18 protein-coding genes are annotated in these 19,189 nt (G+C 68.3%); 10 read left to right on the forward strand and 8 right to left on the reverse strand.

Annotated elements, in window-relative coordinates; translation table 11 throughout:
• The first annotated feature begins 125 nt into the window (after nucleotides 1-125).
• Complete coding sequence (locus tag ACTJLD_RS17235; protein WP_334047397.1) at nucleotides 126-3,908, forward strand: DUF748 domain-containing protein; 3,783 nt, start codon at nucleotides 126-128, stop codon at nucleotides 3,906-3,908.
• Nucleotides 3,909-3,967: 59 nt separating this feature from the next.
• On the opposite strand, the gene ACTJLD_RS17240 is transcribed toward ACTJLD_RS17235, so the two are convergent.
• On the reverse strand, nucleotides 3,968-4,192 hold the full coding sequence (locus ACTJLD_RS17240) for a hypothetical protein (RefSeq protein ID WP_027790361.1): 225 nt from the start codon (nucleotides 4,190-4,192) through the stop codon (nucleotides 3,968-3,970).
• Between the two features lie 316 nt (nucleotides 4,193-4,508).
• On the opposite strand from ACTJLD_RS17240, the gene ACTJLD_RS17245 reads away from it, so the two are divergent.
• Entirely contained in the window at nucleotides 4,509-6,182 is a 1,674-nt protein-coding gene (locus ACTJLD_RS17245) for an alkaline phosphatase family protein (RefSeq protein WP_264169214.1), read from the forward strand.
• 78 nt (nucleotides 6,183-6,260) lie between these two features.
• Here ACTJLD_RS17245 and ACTJLD_RS17250 read toward each other — a convergent pair whose 3' ends face one another.
• Entirely contained in the window at nucleotides 6,261-7,397 is a 1,137-nt protein-coding gene (locus ACTJLD_RS17250) for a hypothetical protein (RefSeq protein ID WP_440659354.1), read from the reverse strand.
• A gap of 154 nt (nucleotides 7,398-7,551) precedes the next feature.
• Between ACTJLD_RS17250 and ACTJLD_RS17255 the strand changes: the two genes are divergently transcribed.
• Nucleotides 7,552-7,746, forward strand: coding sequence for a YqaE/Pmp3 family membrane protein (locus tag ACTJLD_RS17255; RefSeq protein WP_059684201.1), 195 nt, complete (start codon nucleotides 7,552-7,554; stop codon nucleotides 7,744-7,746).
• Between the two features lie 76 nt (nucleotides 7,747-7,822).
• On the opposite strand, the gene ACTJLD_RS17260 is transcribed toward ACTJLD_RS17255, so the two are convergent.
• A complete protein-coding gene (locus ACTJLD_RS17260; RefSeq protein ID WP_060083813.1) occupies nucleotides 7,823-8,728 on the reverse strand; it encodes a LysR substrate-binding domain-containing protein in 906 nt (301 codons plus the stop codon).
• A 100-nt stretch (nucleotides 8,729-8,828) separates the two neighbouring features.
• On the opposite strand from ACTJLD_RS17260, the gene ACTJLD_RS17265 reads away from it, so the two are divergent.
• The gene (locus ACTJLD_RS17265; RefSeq protein WP_091920665.1) at nucleotides 8,829-9,524 is read left to right on the forward strand and encodes a hypothetical protein; all 696 of its coding nucleotides are present in this window, start codon (nucleotides 8,829-8,831) and stop codon (nucleotides 9,522-9,524) included.
• A 144-nt stretch (nucleotides 9,525-9,668) separates the two neighbouring features.
• On the opposite strand, the gene ACTJLD_RS17270 is transcribed toward ACTJLD_RS17265, so the two are convergent.
• Genes ACTJLD_RS17270 through ACTJLD_RS17280 form a run of 3 tightly spaced genes read right to left on the reverse strand, consistent with a single transcriptional unit; the run spans nucleotide 9,669 to nucleotide 12,283 of the window.
• Complete coding sequence (locus ACTJLD_RS17270; protein ID WP_027790366.1) at nucleotides 9,669-9,851, reverse strand: hypothetical protein; 183 nt, start codon at nucleotides 9,849-9,851, stop codon at nucleotides 9,669-9,671.
• The gene (gene cydB / locus ACTJLD_RS17275) at nucleotides 9,823-10,830 is read right to left on the reverse strand and encodes a cytochrome d ubiquinol oxidase subunit II (RefSeq protein ID WP_027790367.1); all 1,008 of its coding nucleotides are present in this window, start codon (nucleotides 10,828-10,830) and stop codon (nucleotides 9,823-9,825) included. Before cydB ends, ACTJLD_RS17270 begins: the two co-directional genes overlap by 29 nt.
• Before the next feature lie 40 nt (nucleotides 10,831-10,870).
• On the reverse strand, nucleotides 10,871-12,283 hold the full coding sequence (locus tag ACTJLD_RS17280; RefSeq protein ID WP_027790368.1) for a cytochrome ubiquinol oxidase subunit I: 1,413 nt from the start codon (nucleotides 12,281-12,283) through the stop codon (nucleotides 10,871-10,873).
• A gap of 502 nt (nucleotides 12,284-12,785) precedes the next feature.
• On the opposite strand from ACTJLD_RS17280, the gene ACTJLD_RS17285 reads away from it, so the two are divergent.
• From ACTJLD_RS17285 to ltaE, 3 genes are all read left to right on the forward strand, one after another.
• Nucleotides 12,786-13,112: a hypothetical protein gene (locus tag ACTJLD_RS17285; RefSeq protein ID WP_027790369.1), complete on the forward strand. Its 327-nt coding sequence runs from the start codon at nucleotides 12,786-12,788 to the stop codon at nucleotides 13,110-13,112.
• 13 nt (nucleotides 13,113-13,125) lie between these two features.
• Complete coding sequence (locus ACTJLD_RS17290; protein ID WP_060083809.1) at nucleotides 13,126-13,680, forward strand: YMGG-like glycine zipper-containing protein; 555 nt, start codon at nucleotides 13,126-13,128, stop codon at nucleotides 13,678-13,680.
• 165 nt (nucleotides 13,681-13,845) lie between these two features.
• Entirely contained in the window at nucleotides 13,846-14,859 is a 1,014-nt protein-coding gene (gene ltaE, locus ACTJLD_RS17295; protein ID WP_060372877.1) for a low-specificity L-threonine aldolase, read from the forward strand.
• A 114-nt stretch (nucleotides 14,860-14,973) separates the two neighbouring features.
• On the opposite strand, the gene ACTJLD_RS17300 is transcribed toward ltaE, so the two are convergent.
• Both ACTJLD_RS17300 and ACTJLD_RS17305 read right to left on the reverse strand, forming a co-directional pair.
• A complete protein-coding gene (locus ACTJLD_RS17300; protein ID WP_059684048.1) occupies nucleotides 14,974-15,186 on the reverse strand; it encodes a DUF1059 domain-containing protein in 213 nt (70 codons plus the stop codon).
• Nucleotides 15,187-15,352: 166 nt separating this feature from the next.
• Nucleotides 15,353-16,258, reverse strand: coding sequence for an HTH-type transcriptional regulator ArgP (locus ACTJLD_RS17305; protein ID WP_021164296.1), 906 nt, complete (start codon nucleotides 16,256-16,258; stop codon nucleotides 15,353-15,355).
• Nucleotides 16,259-16,544: 286 nt separating this feature from the next.
• On the opposite strand from ACTJLD_RS17305, the gene ACTJLD_RS17310 reads away from it, so the two are divergent.
• From ACTJLD_RS17310 to ACTJLD_RS17320, 3 genes are all read left to right on the forward strand, one after another.
• Nucleotides 16,545-17,198, forward strand: coding sequence for a peroxiredoxin (locus ACTJLD_RS17310; RefSeq protein ID WP_027790373.1), 654 nt, complete (start codon nucleotides 16,545-16,547; stop codon nucleotides 17,196-17,198).
• A 133-nt stretch (nucleotides 17,199-17,331) separates the two neighbouring features.
• The gene (locus ACTJLD_RS17315; protein WP_027790374.1) at nucleotides 17,332-18,402 is read left to right on the forward strand and encodes a rhodanese-like domain-containing protein; all 1,071 of its coding nucleotides are present in this window, start codon (nucleotides 17,332-17,334) and stop codon (nucleotides 18,400-18,402) included.
• 124 nt (nucleotides 18,403-18,526) lie between these two features.
• The gene (locus ACTJLD_RS17320) at nucleotides 18,527-19,186 is read left to right on the forward strand and encodes a glutathione S-transferase family protein (protein WP_021164299.1); all 660 of its coding nucleotides are present in this window, start codon (nucleotides 18,527-18,529) and stop codon (nucleotides 19,184-19,186) included.
• Nucleotides 19,187-19,189: the final 3 nt, after the last annotated feature.

Raw genomic sequence — 19,189 nt, forward strand, 5'->3', positions numbered from 1 at the left:
CGACCGGCGGGCGCGACGGCGCCCGAACCCCGTACCGTCACCTCCTGAGCCTATACTTTCGGGATAGCGTGCGCGGCCGACCGGTTCTCCGGTACGGCCGGCATCCCATCCCGAGGCATTCAAGCATGGCAAGCGCAGACAAAGAAACCGTATCCTCGACCCTCCATGCCCTCGGTGGCGTTGCACGCTCGCGCCGCACCCGGCGCATCGGCCTCGGCCTGCTGATCTTCCTCGTTTTATTCGGACTGCTCGGGTTCTTCGCGGCGCCGCCGCTGATCCGCCATATCGCCGAACAGCAACTGAGCCAGCAGCTCGACCGCCCCGCCACGATCCGGCGCATCGCGCTGAACCCGTACACGCTGAACCTCGAAGCCGACGGCATCCATCTCGGCGACAAGGGCGGGCAGGGCGACTTCATCGACATCGCGAAGCTCGTCGTGCGGCCGTCGTGGTCGTCGCTGTTCCGCGGTGCGCCGATCGTCAATGAAGTCCGCCTCGACTCGCCGCGCTTCCATATCGTCCGCTACGATGCGCAGCGCTTCAATTTCACCGACCTGATCGAGAAATTCTCGACGCCGTCGCCCAAACCGGAAAGCAAGCCGACGCAGTTCTCGGTGTCGAACATCCAGGTCAACAACGGCCGGATCGATTTCGACGATCGCCTGCTGAACGAAAAGCACGTCGTCGACAACTGGACGCTCGGCATTCCGTATATCGCGACGCTGGCATCGAAGACCGACATCTTCGTCGAGCCGAAGCTGCGCGCGCGCTTCGACGGCAGCCCGATTGCGATCGACGGCAAGACCAAGCCGTTCGCGCAGTCGCGCGAATCGGAGATCGCGCTGAAATTCGACGGCCTCGACGTGCCGAAGCTGATCTCGTACGTGCCCGCGAAGCTGCCGGTGGCCGTGACGAGCGGCCTGCTGAGCAGCGACCTCAAGGTCAATTTCGTGATGAGCGGCGAGACGCCCGCGCTGCGCGTATCGGGCACCGTCGACCTGAACGACGCGAAGGTGACGGACCGCGCGTCCGCGCCGCTGTTCGCCGCGCGCGGCGTGCATGTCGCGGCGGCCAGCCTCGAGCCGCTGCGCAACGCGTTGCACTTCGACGAGATCCGGATCGACCAGCCGGTGGTCGACCTGTCGCGCGACAAGCAGGGCGTGCTGAACGTCGAGAAGCTCGCCGCGCAGCCGGCAGCCGCATCGAACGCCGCCGAGGGCAAGCCGGCGGCGCCGGGCGCCGCGGCCGCTTCCGCGGCTGCGGTAGCCGCCGCCAGCGGCGCAAAGGTCGAAGCCGCCGCGAAGGCGGCGCCGCCGCTCGACCTGACGATCCGCCATTTCGCGATCGACGGCGGCACCGTCAACGTCGACGACCGCGTGCCGGCAACGCCGACCGCGCTGTCGCTCACGAAGCTCGCCGCGACGCTCGACGGCTTCTCGATGCAGGGCAAGACCCCCGCGAAATACACGCTGTCGACGTCGCTGTCGCGCGGCGGCGACGTGACGGCCGAAGGCACGTTCAATCTCGCGGAGAAGCAGGCCGACAGCAAGCTGACGGTCGCCGCCCTCGCGCTGCCGGCGCTGCAACCGTACCTCGGCGAGGCCACGCGTGCGCGCGTGCTCGACGGCACGCTCGGCGCCACCGTCAACGCGAAGGCCGACTGGGGCAAGACGCCGCTCGCCGCGCAGGTCGCCGACAGCACGGTCAGCCTGAAGTCGCTGAAGATCGCGACGCCCGACGCGAAGGCGCCCGCGATCGTGCTGCCCGACGCGAGCGCGAAAATCGCGAAGGTCGACGTTGCCGCGCGCACCGCGGAGATCGCGAGCGTCGACGCCAGCGGGCTCGCGCTCGACGTGCAGCGCCTGAAGGACGGCAGGATCGACCTCGCGGCACTGGCCGAACCCGCGCAGGCGTCGGTGCCGAAGCGCACGGTCGCGCGCAAGGCCGAGGCCGCCGCGCCGTCGTGGCATTACCGGATCGATGCGCTGAACGTGAAGGATTCGTCCGCGAACTTCACCGACCTGTCGACGCCGCGCCCGGTGAAGCTGGCGATCAAGCCGCTGGACCTGTCGGTGCAGAAGATCAGCGACGACATGAGCAAGCCGCTGCCCGTGCAGTTGAAGGCGACGCTGAACCGCAAGGGCTCGCTGAACGTGACGGGCGACGTGACCGCGCAGCCGCTGAAGCTCGGCCTGAAGATCAACGGCAACCGCCTCGACGCGGCCGCGTTCGAGCCGTACTTCGGCAGCGCGCTGAACGCGACGATCGCCAGCGCGCTGCTCAACGCGCAGGGCAACCTGACGTTCGCGCAGGTGAAGGACGCACCGCGCGCGACCTATCGCGGCGACGTCGCGCTCGTCGACGTGCGGATGCTCGACAAGGCGACCTCCGACCCGTTCGCGGGCTGGCGCTCGCTCGCGCTGACGAACCTGAAGGCGAACTACGACGAGAAGGGCACCGACGTCGACGCGGCGCGCGTGACGTTCTCGAACTTCTACGGCCGCGTGCTGCTCGATGCGCAGGGGCGGCTGAACCTGAAGGACGTGGTCGCGAAGGAGACGGGCCCGGCGCAGTCGCTCACGCGCGACGCGAGCAAGGGCGAACCGGTGCCGCTGTCGCCGGGCGTGACGCCGCCGGCTGCCGCCGCGCAGCAGGCGTCCGCGCCGGCCGCCGCGTCGGCGACGGTGGTCGTGAAGGCCGCGCAGCCGCCGCAGAACCCGGTGCGGATGCATTTCGGCGAGTTGCTGCTGCAGAACGGCCGCGTCACCTACACCGACAACTTCATCAAGCCGAACTACACGGCGAACCTGGTTGCGATCAAGGGCACGGTCGGCGCGTTCGGCACGGATTCGACGACGTCCGCGCCGGTCGACGTCGCCGCGAACCTCGCGGGCAACGGACCGATCTCGATCAAGGGTTCGGTGAACCCGCTGATCGAGAAACCGGCGCTCGACCTCACCGCGACCGCGCACGACATCGAGCTGACCAACCTGACGCCGTATTCGGCGAAGTACGCGGGCTACCCGATCACGAAGGGCAAGCTCAACGTCGACCTGCATTACGAGCTCGCGAACGACCAGCTGAAGGCGAACAACCACATCTTCATCGACCAGCTCACGTTCGGCGACCATGTGGAGAACGACACGGCGACCAGGCTGCCGGTGAAGCTCGCGATTTCGCTGCTGAAGAACACGCGCGGCCAGATCGACGTGAACCTGCCGGTGTCGGGCTCGCTGTCGAACCCCGAGTTCAGTGTCGGCGGGCTGATCTGGCGCGCGGTGCTGAACCTGATCGCGAAGGCCGTCACGTCGCCGTTCTCGCTGCTCGCGCATGCGTTCGGCAGCGGCGGCGAGGATCTCGGCTACGTCGAATTCGCGCCGGGCTCGTACCAGCTCGACGACGCGCAGCAGAAGAAGCTCGACACCGTCGTGAAGATGCTGACCGAGAAGCCGTCGATCCGCCTCGACCTGATCGGCCGCGTCGACCCGGCGAAGGACACGTCGGGGCTCGGCGACGCGTACGTCGAGCGGCTGGTGCGCCAGCAGAAGCTGAAGGACGTGATCGGGCAGGGCGAGAGCATCGACCCGATGTCGGTGAAGGTCGAGCCGGCCGAGTACAGCAAGTACCTGACGCGCGCATACAAGGCCGCCGACTTCAAGAAGCCGCGCAACCTGATCGGCCTGCAGAAGACGCTGCCCGATGCCGACATGAAGAAGGCGCTCGCCGAACACGCGCCGGCCGACGACAACGCGCTGCGTGCGCTCGCGCAGCAGCGCGCGCAGGCCGTGCGCCAGTACCTCGAGGGGAAGATCGATTCGAGCCGCGTGTTCGTCGTTGCGCCGAAGCTCGATGCGAAGGGCATCGACGACAAGGGCGCGACCACCCGCGTCGATTTCGGCCTGCAGTAAGCAGGCCGTCCGCCGCCGCCGCGTCCGTTCCTCCGTTCGGGCGCGGCGGCGCGCTGCCTTCAGCGCGCGGCGATCGCCGGTTCCTCGCGCTTGCCCAATTCCTTCTTCGCGGCCAGCGGCAGACGCGCGTCGTCCCACTGCGCCAGCCATTCGACTTCCTTCGCGGTGAACACCTGTCCGTAGTTGCGCAACGCGTACTGCAACGCGTCGACGACGTGGTGGCGAATGATTTCGGGGGTGCGTGCATCGTCCAGCACGAACCGGAGGGCTTCCAGGGTCGACATACTCTTGCTCCGGGTCAGGGAAAACCCTTTATCACACGCCAATAGTCGCGCGCCAAGCCGGAAAAAAAATCGTGCGGCGGGTGACGCCGCGGACGGTGGCCGATGCACCGGGGCGGTGCTTGCCGGTGAGCGCGCGAGTCCGCAACGTGCGCCCGGCCACGCTGGTTTGCGACCGCATCGTGTCACTTGCGATTGGTTACGTTTGATAGAAAACAGAAAGCCCCGCTTCATGCGAGCGACCCACGGCACAGCCATATTCTTGCGCGCCTGATGGCAAGTCACGCAGTTCAACGTCAATCGATGAGGTGGGGTGATCATGTCTTTCCTTGGGAAGCAGCGGAAGTGGGTGGGGATGGTGGCGGGTGCGCTGGCGCTCGCAGGCGCGGGCGCGCATGCGGCGCAGCAGGACGGCAACCGTCAGGGCGAGGACCGCGGCCACGCGAGCCGCGTCGTGAAGCACGTGCTGCTGATCAGTGTCGACGGCCTGCACGAGCAGGATCTCGCGCGCTGCATCGGCGCGAACACGTGCCCGAATATCGCGGTGCTCGCGAAGAGCGGCGTGACCTACACGAATGCCTATACGCCCGGCCTGTCGGATTCGTTTCCGGGCCTCGCCGCGCTCGTGACCGGCGGCTCGCCGAAGACGGCCGGCCTGTTCTACGACGTGTCGTACGATCGCAACCTGTACGCGCCGGGCGACACGAGCTGCACGGGCAAGCAGGGCTGGAACGTCGTGTTCGACGAGACGACCGGCATCGACGCCGAGAACGGCGGCGCGCTGGTTCACCTGAACGGCGGCGGCGCATTCAATCCGCAGGCGATCCCGAACGCGAAGGTCGACGGCAAGTGCGTGCCGGTCTATCCGCACAACTACGTGAAGACCAACACGGTGTTCGAGGCCGTGAAGGCGGGCATCCCGAACGCGACCACCGCGTGGGCCGACAAGCACGCATGGGGCTACGACTGGCTGAACGGCCCGTCGGGCACCGGCGTCGACGATCTCGCGCGCACCGAGATCAACTCGATCGACCCGGCGACGCAGACGGACTACACGGACGTCTATTCGCATACCGCGCAATTCGACAACCTGCATGTGCAGGCGCTGATCAACCAGATCAACGGCCGCGACTCGACGGGCACGAAGCGCGCGCCGGTGCCGACGCTGTTCGGCGCCGATTTCCAGACGCTGAGCGTCGCGCAGAAGGCGGGGGTGACGAAGGGCGGCGGCTACCTGGATGCGAACTTCACGCCGAACGGGCAGGTCGCGAACGCGATCACGTACGTCGACAACGCGATCGGCCATGTCGTCGAGGCGCTGAAGCAGGCGAACCTGTATTCGTCGACGGCCGTGATCGTCACGTCGAAGCATGGCCAGTCGCCGACCGATCACACGAAGCTCGTGAAGAACGGCGACACGCTGACGAAGCTGCTCGAAGCGAACAACTATCTCGACCCGAACGGCAACTTCGGCCAGAACAACACGAAGACGGGCAACCTGAACGACGGTTCGGGCCTGGTCGGCACGGGCTTCGTGCAGACCGACGACGTCGGCCTGATCTGGCTGCGCGACCGCAACCAGCGCACGGCCGTGGTGCAGACGCTGAAGGCGAACCTGGGCTGCAATGCGCCGGGGATCTGCGCGGACGGCCCGCAGGCGTACATCCTGTACGGCGCGGCGCTCGCCGAGCGGTTCGGCGACCCGGCCAACGGCCGCACGCCGGACATCGTCGTCCAGCCGAATCCGGGCGTGATCTACACGTCGAGCACGAAGAAGGACGAGGAGCACGGCGGCAACGCACCGGACGACAGCCACCTCGGCCTGCTCGTGTCGTATCCGGGCCTGCATCGCGCGCGCACGGTGACCGACACGGTCGGCACGAAGCAGGTCGCGCCGACGATCCTCGGGCTGCTCGGTGCCGACCCGCGCCTGCTGCATGCGGTGGTGGCCGAGAATACCGGCGTGCTGCCGGGGCTCGGTATCGGTCGCTGAGCGACGCGACGCCGCAGGACTGCCCGCCGCCGGCCGCGCGGCGGGCTGCCGGTGTGTCGCGTGAGGTGCTGCCCGCGTCTACTTCGCGAACAGCACCGGCATCATCTGCACCGCGCAATCGTGCATGCGCTTGCCGATCGCCTGCACGTCCGGCTCGTCCCGCGCCATGAGCGAATCGCCCGCGCGTTTCATCGCCGCATAACTGCCGTGCATGGCCGCATACAACGGAATCGGCGACGTGGCGCCGGGGCCGGGCCCTTCGAAATAGCCGGTTGCGGCGAGTTCGCCCAGGTAGTAGGTGTACAGCGCACCGACGTGGTTCGCCTGCAGCCACCCCATCAGCTGGATACGCCGGTAGACCGACACGAGGTCGTCCTTCGGGCGCGAGCCGAGTGCGACGAAGATCTGCAGCCGCGCGAGCCAGTTGCCCTTGCGCGCGGCCTCGACGAGCGCCGTCCACTGCGCGGGCGTCGTCGAGCCGGGTTCGCGCAGGCTGCTCATGTAGTCGATCACGGCCTGCTGGTCCGGAGCCGGGCCGATCTGGTCGGGCGACCTGCACACGAAGCGGGACACGTCGATGTCGGCATCGCCGAGATTGTCGAGCTCGTGCTTGATCTTGCCGTACACGTCGTCGAGCTGTTTCTGGACGTCGTCCCTCGACCATTCGGCCGGCAGCGGGCCCAGCCACACGAGTTCGTCGTCGTTGGCCGCCGCGGCCGCGCGGTAACGGGCGAGCGCGGCATCGCGGCGCCGGGCGGCCGCGGCCTGCTCGTCGCGCGTGTCGTCGGCCATGCGCTGCGCGACCAGGTTGACGGCGTCGGTCAGTTTCGCGCAGCGGGCGAAGGCGGCGTCGCGGCGCGCCCAGCACGCGTTGTCGACCGTGTAGATCCAGCGGGTGTTGACGGTCTCCAGCACATAGTGCGTCTCGCCCGCCTGCCGTGTGACGGCGGCATGCCCCTTGTCATCGGTCACGCCTTGGGACAGCACCTTGCCGTCGTGCGTGGTCCAGCTGTAGGGCTCGCTGCTCAGCGGTATTTCGCTGCCGCTGTCGCCGGTCAGGTTGATCGCGTAGCGCGTCGTCGGCTTCGTTTCGGCGTGCGCGACGCCGACGGCGGCGAGCGCGGCGAGCGCGACGGCCGCGCAGCGGCGCCGGGCCTTCTTCGGGTGCGTGACGGCGGGCGGCTCGTGGCCGTGGTGTGACGACGGGGTGTTCATTGCCCTCTTTCTCCGTTGTTGTTCTCGTCGTGCTTCGTTCGACGACGCGCGAGTGTAGCAGGCGGGTATCGCGACGAACGGCTTGAATTCTGTCGCCCGTACCGGCATATTCGCCACGCATCACCCGTTCAACGACGCACCGAGAGGTTTGTTCATGCGCCTTCTGCTTGCCCTGCTGCTGCCGTGGTTCCAGTTCTTCACGATCGGCCGCCCGATCGCCGGGATCATCTGCCTGATCCTGCAAATCACGATCATCGGCTGGCTGCCGGCCGCGATCTGGTCGGTGTATGCGCTGAGCCAGTACAAGACCGATCGCAAGATCGAAGCGGCGCTGCGCGGGCAAAAGTAAGCGCCCGGGCGATTCCCCGTATACCGGGCTTCGTCGATCCGGCAGCGGAAGCGGCGAGTTCCGTGCGCGTCGTCGGCTATCCCGGCGGCGCCCCTTCCAGCGCCTCCGCCCGCGCGAACAGCCAGTCGACGAACGTGCGCAGCGACGCATCGCCGTCGTCGCGATACAGGCAGTGAAACGGCGGCCCTTCCAGGTGGACTTCCGGAAACAGCGCGACGAGCCGCCCGTGCTCGAGATCGTCGCGCACGACCGCACGCGGCGCGAGGCACACGCCGAGCCCGCTCGCGGCAGCCTTGGTCATCAGGAAGAACTCGCGATAGAACGGCCCGCGCAGCGTCTCGGTGACGACCGAGCCCGCCTGGTGGAACCAGTATTGCCATGCCTGCGGCAAGCCCGCGTAATGCAGCAGCGGCGCGTTGCGCAGGTCGGCCGGCGTGCGCGCGTCATCGAGCACCGGGTGGCCGGGCGCGCACACCGGCACCGCCACGGTCGCGAGCAGCGGCCGCGACACGAACCCCTTGCGGCGCAGCTCCGGCGTATAGCGGCGGATGACGATGTCGCAGGTTTCGTCGAACTGGTCGCGTTCGGTGTCGGGCGTCGTGACGAGTTGCACGTCGATATCCGGATGCCCGGCCTGGAACGCGGCCAGTTGCGTGAGCAACCATCCATGCGCGAACGACACCGACGTGTTGATCCGCACCGGATGGCCGCCGACCGGTTCGAGCATCTGGCTCGTGGCCTGCGCGAGCCGGCCGAGGCAGCTCGCGACGTCGACGAGGTAATGCCGCGCGCGCGGCGTGAGCCGCAACGAGCGCCCGTCGCGTTCGAACAGCTTCTGCCCGAAGAACGATTCGAGCACGCGGATCTGCTGCGCGACCGCGCTCTGGGTCACGTTCAGTTCGTCGGCGGCGAGGGTGAGGCTCTGCAGGCGGCCGGCAGCTTCGAAGCTGCGCAGCGCATTCAGGGGCGGCAATCGGCGCATCGTGAGATCGCGAAGAAAAGCTACACAGTGGGTCAAAAAATGTCGTTTGTGGCGGCCGGGGCGCCTCCCTATCATGGCGCCGACAGGAGAGAACGCCCCGATGACGATCATATCGCCACCCGACGCCCGGGCAACCGGATTTCGCCACCGTCTACGCGTCCGGCGCGCGGCACGTCGTGAGACGAACCGCCCGGCCGCGGTGCCGCCCGTGCGCGGCCGCGGCGCGCTGGCGCTCGCCTGTGCCGGACTGTTCGCGGCGCTGACCGGATGCGCGACGAAAGCCGATAACGAGCGGCAGATCGGCAACGGCGGATCGCTGGTGCGCTACAGCTCGAGCCAGACCGAAGTCGACCTGACCGATGCCGAGCAGCAGACGCTGCGCATGCTCAGCGACCGCCGCTATGCGGACGCGACGCAGGCGCGCGCGCTCGACGCGGTGGCCGGCGCGCTGCGCGCACAGGGTTACGCGCCGGTGACGGTCGATCGCGATTCGGGGCTGGTGGAAGCGGGGCGCAGCGACACGCTGATCCCGAAGTGGCGTCAGCTGCTGCGCGGCGCGCTGAAGGCGCGCATCGGGATGCTGCCGACGAAGCCCGATCATGAACGCGTGGCCGCGATCGTGACGGTTCGGGCGGGGCGGGACGCGCACGTCGCGATCGTGCGGGCGCGATTCGATCGTACGGTGTGGGACAGTGCCGGCGATTCGCGTACCAAGACCGTCATGGAGCCCGAGTACTACCAGGCGTTCTTCGCGGAAGTGGACAAGGCGATGTGCGCGACGAAGTGCGAGCGGTGAGCGGGGCACGCGCCGGCGCGTGAAAGCGTGAATGCCGGGGAGGAGGATCGCCACGGCGGCGTGCCGGCGGCGACGGTGGCGCGCCGGAGGCGGATTGCGCGGAACGGGCCCGGCATGCGCTCCGGCGTGCAACGCGGAAGGGGCCTACTTCACCGCGAACAGCGTCAGGTTCATGAAGATCTTGAACGCGTAACCGAGCGTGACGGCGCCGATCACGCCGCCGGCCCACAGGACGACGAACCACATCCAGCCGCGCATCCGCGGCCGGGGGGCCGCCGCGGCGGAGTGTTCGGCGGAATCAGTGGTGGTAGTAATGCTGGTCTTCATGGCGCACCTTGCCTCGGAATACCCAGTAACCCATCGTCGTGTAGGCGATGATGATCGGGAGGATAACCGCTGCGCCGACCAGTGTGAAGGTCTGGCTGGAGCGCGGCGCCGCGGCTTCCCAGATCGTCATCGTCTGAGGAATCGCATACGGGAACAGCGTGACGAGCAGGCCGACGTAGCCGAGCAGCACGAGCGCCAGCGCGAGCACGAACGGCGTCATGTCATGCCGGTCACGCACCGCGCGGCGCATCCATACCGCGCACGCCGCGACCAGGAACGGCACCGGCAGCAGGCGCCAGAACAGCCCCGAATCGAACCAGCGCTGCGCGATGGCCGGATCCTGCAGCGGCGTCCACAGGCTGACGACCGCGATGAAACCGAGCAGCACGAGCGTCAGCGGCCACACGACGCGATGGAGGCGCCGCTGCAGGTCGCCTTCCGTCTTCGCGACGAGCCAGCAGCAGCCGAGCAGCGCATAGGTCACGATCAGGCCGAGGCCGGTCAGCAGGCTGAACGGCGTGAGCCAGTCGAAGGCATCGCCCGCGAACACGCCGTCCTTCACGTTGATGCCCTGCAGGAACGCGCCGAGCGCGATCCCCTGGAACAGCGTCGCGCCGGCCGAGCCGCCGATGAACGCCAGATCCCACAGCTGCTTCGTGCGCCGCGCCTTCGCGCGGATCTCGAACGACACGCCGCGGAAGATCAGGCACACCAGCATGAAGATCAGCGGCAGGTACAGCGCCGACAGCACGGTCGAATAGACGACCGGGAACACCGCGAACAGCCCGGCACCGCCGAGCACGAGCCACGTCTCGTTGCCGTCCCACACGGGCGCGACCGTGTTCATCATCAGGTCGCGTTCCTTCTCGTCCGGGAAGAACGGGAAGACGATGCCGATGCCGAGGTCGAAGCCGTCGAGCACGACGTACATGAAGAGCCCCAATGCGATGATCGCGGCCCAGATTACGGTGACGTCCATAGGTTTTCTCGTGTGCGGAATGGGGTGGACCCGGGGTGGGTCAGACGGTCTCGATCAGCTCGTCGACGGCCGACATCGGGCGGCGCGCGGTGTGATCGGGGCGCGTGTCGGGTGTGTCGTCGTGCTTCACGTCGGGCAGCGCGGGGCCGGCCTTCATCAGCTTCAGCATGTAGTACACGCCGGTGCCGAACACGAGGAAGTACACGATCACGAACGTCATCATCGACAGGCTGACCTGCTGCACCGACAGCGGCGACACCGCATGCGCGGTGCGCATCACGCCATACACGACCCACGGCTGGCGGCCCGCTTCGGTCGTGACCCAGCCCGCGAGCAGCGACACGAAGCCGGTCGGGCCCATCACGAGCGCGAAGCGCTGGAACCACTTCGATTCATACAGGCTGCCGCGGCGGCGCAGGAGCCACGCGAGCGCGGCGAGGCCGATCATCGCGATGCCGAGGCCGACCATGATCCGGAAGCTCCAGAACACGACCGTCGAGTTCGGGCGGTCTTCCGGCGGGAATTCCTTCAGCCCGCGGATCTCGCCGTCCCAGCTGTGCGTGAGGATCAGGCTGCCGAGGTGCGGCACTTTCACCGCGTAGCGGGTCGTTTCCGCCTTCATGTCCGGGATGCCGAACAGGTTGAGCGCGGTGCCGCCCTTCTCGGTTTCCCACAGCCCTTCGATCGCGGCGATCTTCGCGGGCTGGTGCTTCAGCGTGTTGATGCCGTGCTGGTCGCCGATCACGGCCTGCAGCGGCGCGAGCACGAGCAGCAGCCACAGCGCCATCGAGAACATCTTCTTCACGCCCTTGTCGCGGCGGCCCTTCAGCAGGTGCCATGCGCCCGTCGCGGCCACCACCAGCGCAGCGACGATGAACGCGGCGATCGCCATGTGGAACAGGCGGTACGGGAACGACGGGTTGAAGATGATCGCGAACCAGTCGGTCGGCACGACGCGGCCGTCGACGATCTCGAAGCCCTGCGGCGTCTGCATCCAGCTGTTCGACGCGAGAATCCAGAACGTCGAGATCAGCGTGCCGATCGCGACCATCAGCGTCGCGCCGAAGTGCGCGCGCGGGCTCACGCGGTTCCAGCCGAACAGCATGATGCCGAGGAAACCGGCCTCGAGGAAGAACGCGGTCATGACCTCGTACATCAGCAGCGGCCCGGTGACGGCGCCGGCGAAGCTCGAGAAGCCCGACCAGTTCGTGCCGAACTGGTAGCTCATCACGACGCCGGAAACGACGCCCATCCCGAACGCGACCGCGAAGATCTTCGACCAGAACAGGCAGAGGGTTTTGTAGTACTGCTTGCCGGTTTTCAGCCAGCGATATTCGAGGACGGCGATGAAGCTGGCGAGGCCGATGCTCAGCGCCGGAAAGACGATGTGAAAGGAGACGGTGAACGCGAATTGCAGGCGGGCCAGATCGAGGGCCGAAAGAGCGGTGTCCATACCAGTTGACCGAGGCTGACGATACCCGCCGGCGGGTGCCGGCGGACCCCGGCGGACGGGCGTCGGGGTTGGCTGGAGTATGGGCCGCGATGTTGCACCGCGAAATGCGCCAACTCGTCGCAGATGTCCAGCCCGGCGCGCGCGATTCCGGGGTAAATCGTTGATTCGTATCAAGAAGGCTGCTTGCGGCGCGCGCGGCTGCGGCGTGGCGGTCTGACGCACGTGCGTCAATATGGCGCGTCGCGTCATCGGAACGGTTCGATCCGGGCGCGAACGCTGCGCGACACCGCACCCCTCGGCGCCCGAGCGCGGCCGAACCGTTGCGGTGCGTTATCGCGTAACGCCCCCGCTCGCGCCGGCGGGCCGCGGGTGATGGGGTCTGTCACATCGGTAACGCCGCGCAACATTGGCGCGTGCGCCCGTAATGGATGACGGATCGCGCGCGGCGTAGCGTTCGGTATGTCGGGTTCGCATCGACGAACCGCCAGCCGGAGAACGTGACGTGAATGGATTGAAGCTCGCACTGGGCGCGGTGGCCGCAGTGGCGATCGCGACGGGCGGCGTGGCGCATGCCGCCCGGGTCGGGGTCTATGTCGGCCCCGGCTACCCGTATTACTACCCCGTCGTCCCTGCGCCTTATTACTACCCGCCGCCCGTCGTCGCAGTACCCGTCGACCCGGGGCCGCCGCCCGAGTACGTCGAGAAAGGTCAGCCGCAGGACGACGGCGACGCGAACGTCTGGTACTACTGCGACGCGTCGAAGCATTACTACCCGCATGTGAAGACCTGCAAGTCGGGCTGGCGATCGGTGCCGGCACGGCCGCAGTGACGGAGGCGCGACGATGAAATCCCTGTTTCGACCACTGCGCGTGCCGGCCGCGCTGGCGCTGGCCGGCCTGCTCGGCGCGTGCGCGTACATGCCGACCGGGCCGAGCGTGATGGCGCTGCCCGGCACCGGCAAGTCGTTCGACCAGTTCCGTGCCGATGATGCGAACTGCCGCCAATACGCGTTCGAGCAATCGGGCGGCGTGAGTGCCGGGCAGGCGTCGACCGCGAGCGCGGTCGGCAGCGCGGCCGTCGGCACCGCGCTCGGGGCGGCGGCCGGCGCGGCGTTCAACGGCGGCACGGGTGCGGCCGTCGGCGCAGGCGCGGGGCTGCTCGCGGGCAGCGTGGTCGGCGCCGGAGCGGCGCAAGGCTCGGCCTACGACATCCAGCGCCGCTACGACTACGGCTACCTGCAATGCATGTACGCGACCGGCAACCGCGTGCCGGTGCCGGGCGGGATGAGCGGCGGCGGTGGGGGCGGTGGATACGGCGGTGGCGGATACGGCGGCGCACCGCGCGCGGCACCGCCGATGCCGCCGGCGGGTGTCCAGCCGCCGCCGCCGCGCTACTGACGGCGGCCCGGGCGGCGGCGTGCCGCATCGCGAGCCGGTGCGCCGTGCTCGCGTCGACCGTCGCCCGTCGGCGCACACACGCTGCGTGAATTGCGTACACTCTGAGTCTCGTTTCGGCAGGGCCGGGCGCATCGGTTCCGGTCCGCGTTTACCCAGGACTCAGCGATGATCGATTTACGCAGCGATACCGTGACACGTCCGAGCCAGGCAATGCTGGCCGCGATGACTGCCGCCGAAGTCGGCGACGACGTATGGGGTGACGACCCGACCGTGCTGCGCCTGCAGGCGGTGATGGCCGAGCGGGCCGGCAAGGAAGCCGGCCTGTTCTTCCCGAGCGGCACGCAGAGCAACCTCGCCGCGCTGATGGCCCATTGCGAACGCGGCGACGAGTACATCGTCGGCCAGCTCGCGCACACCTACAAGTACGAAGGCGGCGGTGCGGCCGTGCTGGGCAGCATCCAGCCGCAGCCGATCGAGAACGCGCCGGACGGCACGCTGCCGCTCGCGAAGATCGCCGCGGCGATCAAGCCGATCGACAATCACTTTGCCCGCACGCGCCTGCTCGCGCTCGAAAACACGATCGGCGGCCAGGTCTTGCCGGAAGGCTATGTCCAGGAAGCCACCGCGTTCGCGCGCAGCCGCGGGTTGGCGCTGCATCTCGACGGCGCGCGCGTGTGCAACGCCGCCGTCGCGTCGGGCCGTTCGATCGCCGAGCTGTGCGCGCCGTTCGACACCGTGTCGATCTGCTTTTCGAAAGGGCTTGGCGCACCGGTCGGCTCGGTGCTGGTCGGCAACCGCGTGCTGATCGAGCGCGCGCAGCGCTGGCGCAAGGTGCTCGGCGGCGCGATGCGGCAGTCGGGCATTCTCGCGGCCGCGTGCCTGTATGCGCTCGACCACAACGTCGAGCGGCTCGCGGACGATCACGCGAACGCCGCGCATCTCGCGGCGGGCCTCGCGCGCATCGACGCGGTGAAGGTGCTGTCGCACGCGACGAACATGGTGTTCGCGCAATTCCCCGAAGCCGATTGCGCGCCGCTCGAAGCGTGGCTCAAGGAACGCGGGATCCTCACGCAGATGCTCTACGCGTCGCGCTTCGTCACGCACTGCGACGTGTCGCGCGCGGACATCGATACCTTCATCGGTGCGGTCGGCGCGTATTTCGCGCAGCGCCGCGCGTAACGAGGAATGCGCCGGCCGGCGGGAGAGCCGGCACGAGGTGGCGCGAAGCGGGGAGCGAAGAGGCGACGGGGGCGACGAGGCAACCCGTCTGTCGATATCGGGCGAGCCGGCGGACTACGCTTGCCGGGGTGCGTCGGCGGGTGGCGTGCCGTCGCGGAACAGCGTTTTCAGTTGCGTGCGCAGTTCGGCGCTGTCGGTGTGCTGGTGCACCAGCACCGCATGTTGCACGGCGGCCTCCAGCAGTTCGTTGTCGGAGTCGGCGGAAATCGCGACCGAGCAATGCGTCGCGCTGGGAAACTCGCGGCAATCGATATAGCGGCGGGACATGATGTTCTCCTTGCGGGAAAGGGAACGGCCGGATGTGCGTGATCGGCCGCGCGATGCGTTCGCGAGGCCGATGGAAAAAGTATAGGCGGCGCGGCAGGGTTTCTCGCTGCGATGCGTACCGCGCCGCACGCCACGCACCGCCCTGGCGGTGTCGATCACCCGCGCGTCACGGCAGCGGCGCGAGCAGCCGGCGCGCCGCCTCGACGACGCGTTCCGACAACGACGCCATCGTCGGCGACTGCACGGTCCACGCGTGCCAGTACAGCGTGACGTCGGTCGGATGCGCGGGCGCGAGATCGACGAGCCCCTGTGCGTCGAGCGGCGCGGCGCCGATCAGCGGCTCCGGCACCATCGCGTAGCCGAGCCCGTGCCGCACCGCCGCGAAGTGCGAATGGGTGCCCGGCACGTAGTGGCACGGGTAGGCGCCCTCGGGCAGCCCGAACTTCTCCTTCAGGAACGACGACTGCAGCGTATCGCGCCGCGAGTACGCGACGACGGGCGCCTTGCGCGCGCTCGTGCGGTTCAGCCCGCGCGGGAACCAGCGCACCGCGAACGCGGCGGCCGCGAGCAGCCGGTAGCGCATCGTGCCGAGCGGCGTCGCGAGACAGCCGCGCATCGGCTTCGGCTCGGTCGTCACGCAGCCCACCGCCATCCCGCTTTCGAGCAGCGCGAACGTGTGGTCCTGGTCTTCGACGATCAGCTCGAACAGGATGCGCTCGCCGGCGAGTACGGACGTCAGTGCCGGGAGAAACCACGTGCCGAGGCTGTCGGAATTGAGCGCGATCGTGACCGAGATCGGCGATTCGCGCTCGGTCGCGAGCGTGCTTTGCAGGTCGGCCTGCAGCAGCGCGACGCGGCGCAGGTGCTGCAGCACGCGCTGCCCGGCCACCGTCGGGCGGCACGGCCGCGTGCGCAGCACGAGCGGCGTGCCGAGGCTTGCTTCCAGTGCGCGGACCCGCTGTGTGACGGCCGATGCGGTCACGTGCAAGCGCACGGCCGCCTGCTCGAAGCTGCCCGTGTCGGCGACGGCCAGCAGTGCGGCGGCCTGCTTCGGATCGATCGTCATCGACATGTCGGCGGCATTCCTGTGAACGTAAGACGAGAGGAGCCGCTAGTGTAAGGCAGCCCGCCCGCGCACCCGGTTGCGGCGCATCGTGCTGCCGTGCCGCCTTGGTCGTCGGAGTCGGCCGAGACATCGCGCACACCGCATCCCGGTGGTGCGCGCATTTTGAACTAGGCTATATGAACGCGCGGAACCCGGGCATGTGCCATGCCTGCACTCCGCGCGCGGACGATCGCGCGTCGCGCGCAAGCCGCGGCGCGGGCGTCGTGACGATTCCCATTTGACGGAGACGAACATGTCGATTCGACTAGGCGAGGACGCGCCCGATTTCACCGCGGAGACCACCGAGGGAACGATCCGCTTTCATGAATGGATCGGCGACCATTGGGCGATCCTGTTTTCCCATCCGAAGGATTTCACGCCGGTATGCACGACCGAACTCGGCTACATGGCCGGGCTCAAGCCGGAATTCGACAAGCGCAACACGAAGATCATCGGGCTGTCGATCGATCCGGTCAGCGATCACCGGAAGTGGGTGGCGGATATCGCCGAGACGCAGGGTCACGCGGTCAACTATCCGCTGATCGGCGACGACGAGCTGAAGGTCGCGAAGCTGTACGACATGATTCATCCGAATGCGAGCGGCGGCCCGCGCACGGCGGTCGACAACGCGACCGTGCGCTCGGTGTTCGTCATCGGGCCGGACAAGAAGGTCAAGGCGATGCTCGTTTATCCGATGAGCGCGGGACGCAATTTCGACGAGGTGCTGCGCCTGCTCGACGCGTTGCAGCTCAACGCGCAGCATACGGTGGCGACGCCGGTCAACTGGCGGCCCGGCGACGATGTCATCATTCCGACGTCGGTGTCGGACGATGCGGCCAAGCAGAAGTATCCGCAGGGCTTCCGGACGCTGAAGCCGTACCTGCGTTACGTGACGCAGCCGGGCTGACGCGCCGTGCCGGCCGGATGCCGGCAGTGCAGGACCGCGACGGGGCGGCCCGCGCGGCGGCCGCGGCGGCAGCGGCGGCAGCGGCGGCGCGGGCCGGACAATGCGCATCAACCAGCGACGGAGCGACTTCGCGATGATCTTCCGGCAACTCTTCGACCCGCAGTCGTCGACGTATACGTACCTGCTCGCCGACCGCGCGTCGCGCGAAGCGCTGCTGATCGATCCGGTGTTCGAGCAGGTGCGCCGCGACGCGGCGCTGCTCGACGAGCTCGGGCTGCGGCTCGTCGCGACCGTCGACACGCACGTGCATGCCGATCACGTGACGGGCGCGTGGCTGCTGAAGCAGCGCACGGGCAGCACGATCGCGATCTCGGCCGCGAGCGGCGCGCAGGGCGCCGATCGTTACCTGAACGACGGCGACCGCTGTGCGTTCGGCGCGCGCTACCTGACCGTGCGCGCGACGCCCGGCCACACGAGCGGCTGCATCAGCCTCGTGCTCGACGACGAATCGATGGCGTTCACCGGCGATTGCCTGCTGATCCGCGGCACCGGCCGCACCGACTTCCAGCAGGGCGACCCGCGCGCGCTGTATCGCGCGGTGCACGGCCGGCTTTTCACGCTGCCGGCCGCGTGCCTGCTGTATCCGGCGCACGACTATCGCGGGCTCACGGTGACGAGCGTCGGCGAGGAGCGGCGCTTCAATCCGCGCCTCGGCGGTGATCTGAGCGAAGACGATTTCGCGGGCTACATGCGCAACCTCGGGCTCGCGCATCCGCGCCAGATCGATGTCGCGGTGCCGGCGAACCTGCAATGCGGCGTCGCCGCGAACGCGCCCGATGCGCAGGCGGCACCCGACTGGGCGCCGCTCGTCTATACGTTCGCCGGGTTCTGGGAAATCGATCCGCAATGGCTCGAGGATCATTTGCAGGCGGTGCAGGTGGTCGACGTGCGCGAGCCGGACGAATTCACGGGCCCGCTCGGTCACCTGCCCGGCGCGATGCCGATTCCGCTCGGCGAACTGGCCGCGCGTGCCGGCGAGATCGCGCGCGACCGGCCGGTCGTGACTGTGTGCCGGGCCGGCGGGCGATCCGCGCAGGCGACCGTGATCCTGCTGAAAGCCGGCTTCGACACGGTCGCCAATCTCGGCGGCGGGATGCTGCGCTGGCGTGCCGAGGGGCGCGTCGTGATGGACGGCCGGTCGTAACGGCACAAGTCGCACGACAAAAAATTCCGGACCGCTGTCGAAACGGCCGGGTGCCGTTCGTCGTCAAGGTATCCGATCACGTGGCGCCGCACGACGCGGCGCCGAAACCCGGAGAGACCGCACGATGATACCGACGCTTTACGCCCATCCCTTTTCGTCCTACTGCCAGAAGGTGCTGACCGCGCTGTACGAGAACGGCACGCCGTTCGCGTATCGCGTGCTCGCGCACGACGATCCGAAGCCGATGCAGGAACTGGCCGCGCTGTGGCCGCTGAAGCGCTTTCCGGTGCTGGTCGATGCCGGCCGCACCGTGATCGAGGCGTCCATCATCATCGAGTACCTCGGCCTGAACCATCCGGGCCCCGTGCGGCTGCTGCCCGACGATCCGCACGCGGCGCTCGAGGTGCGCACGATGGATCGTTTCTTCGACAACTACGTGTCGACGCCGCAGCAGAAGGTCGTGTTCGATGCGCTGCGGCCGGAAGCCGAGCGCGATGCGCGCGGTGTCGCCGATGCGCGCGCGATGCTCGACACGTCGTATGCGTGGCTGGACAGGAAGATGGCCGATCGCGAATGGGCGGCCGGCGACCGCTTCAGCCTCGCCGACTGCGGCGCGGCGCCGTTCCTGTTCTATGCGGACTGGACGCACCGGATCGATCCGTCGTTCGCGAACGTGATCGCGTATCGCAAGCGTCTGCTGGCGCGGCCGTCATTTGCGCGCGCGGTCGACGAGGCGCGGCCGTATCGCCCGTTCTTTCCGCTGGGCGCGCCCGATCGCGACTGAGCG

Origin of the sequence: Burkholderia sp. 22088, assembly GCF_052045915.1 — a bacterium.
Classification (GTDB): Bacteria; Pseudomonadota; Gammaproteobacteria; order Burkholderiales; family Burkholderiaceae; genus Burkholderia; species Burkholderia cepacia.

Bases quoted from the DNA above. Each gene is read 5' to 3' on its own strand.
- ACTJLD_RS17235 (WP_334047397.1), top strand. From the start codon at position 126: ATGGCAAGCGCAGACAAAGAAACCGTATCCTCGACCCTCCATGCCCTC.
- ACTJLD_RS17240 (WP_027790361.1), bottom strand. From the start codon at position 4,192: ATGTCGACCCTGGAAGCCCTCCGGTTCGTGCTGGACGATGCACGCACC.
- ACTJLD_RS17245 (WP_264169214.1), top strand. From the start codon at position 4,509: ATGTCTTTCCTTGGGAAGCAGCGGAAGTGGGTGGGGATGGTGGCGGGT.
- ACTJLD_RS17250 (WP_440659354.1), bottom strand. From the start codon at position 7,397: ATGAACACCCCGTCGTCACACCACGGCCACGAGCCGCCCGCCGTCACG.
- ACTJLD_RS17255 (WP_059684201.1), top strand. From the start codon at position 7,552: ATGCGCCTTCTGCTTGCCCTGCTGCTGCCGTGGTTCCAGTTCTTCACG.
- ACTJLD_RS17260 (WP_060083813.1), bottom strand. From the start codon at position 8,728: ATGCGCCGATTGCCGCCCCTGAATGCGCTGCGCAGCTTCGAAGCTGCC.
- ACTJLD_RS17265 (WP_091920665.1), top strand. From the start codon at position 8,829: ATGACGATCATATCGCCACCCGACGCCCGGGCAACCGGATTTCGCCAC.
- ACTJLD_RS17270 (WP_027790366.1), bottom strand. From the start codon at position 9,851: ATGAAGACCAGCATTACTACCACCACTGATTCCGCCGAACACTCCGCC.
- cydB (WP_027790367.1), bottom strand. From the start codon at position 10,830: ATGGACGTCACCGTAATCTGGGCCGCGATCATCGCATTGGGGCTCTTC.
- ACTJLD_RS17280 (WP_027790368.1), bottom strand. From the start codon at position 12,283: ATGGACACCGCTCTTTCGGCCCTCGATCTGGCCCGCCTGCAATTCGCG.
- ACTJLD_RS17290 (WP_060083809.1), top strand. From the start codon at position 13,126: ATGAAATCCCTGTTTCGACCACTGCGCGTGCCGGCCGCGCTGGCGCTG.
- ltaE (WP_060372877.1), top strand. From the start codon at position 13,846: ATGATCGATTTACGCAGCGATACCGTGACACGTCCGAGCCAGGCAATG.
- ACTJLD_RS17300 (WP_059684048.1), bottom strand. From the start codon at position 15,186: ATGTCCCGCCGCTATATCGATTGCCGCGAGTTTCCCAGCGCGACGCAT.
- ACTJLD_RS17305 (WP_021164296.1), bottom strand. From the start codon at position 16,258: ATGTCGATGACGATCGATCCGAAGCAGGCCGCCGCACTGCTGGCCGTC.
- ACTJLD_RS17310 (WP_027790373.1), top strand. From the start codon at position 16,545: ATGTCGATTCGACTAGGCGAGGACGCGCCCGATTTCACCGCGGAGACC.
- ACTJLD_RS17315 (WP_027790374.1), top strand. From the start codon at position 17,332: ATGATCTTCCGGCAACTCTTCGACCCGCAGTCGTCGACGTATACGTAC.
- ACTJLD_RS17320 (WP_021164299.1), top strand. From the start codon at position 18,527: ATGATACCGACGCTTTACGCCCATCCCTTTTCGTCCTACTGCCAGAAG.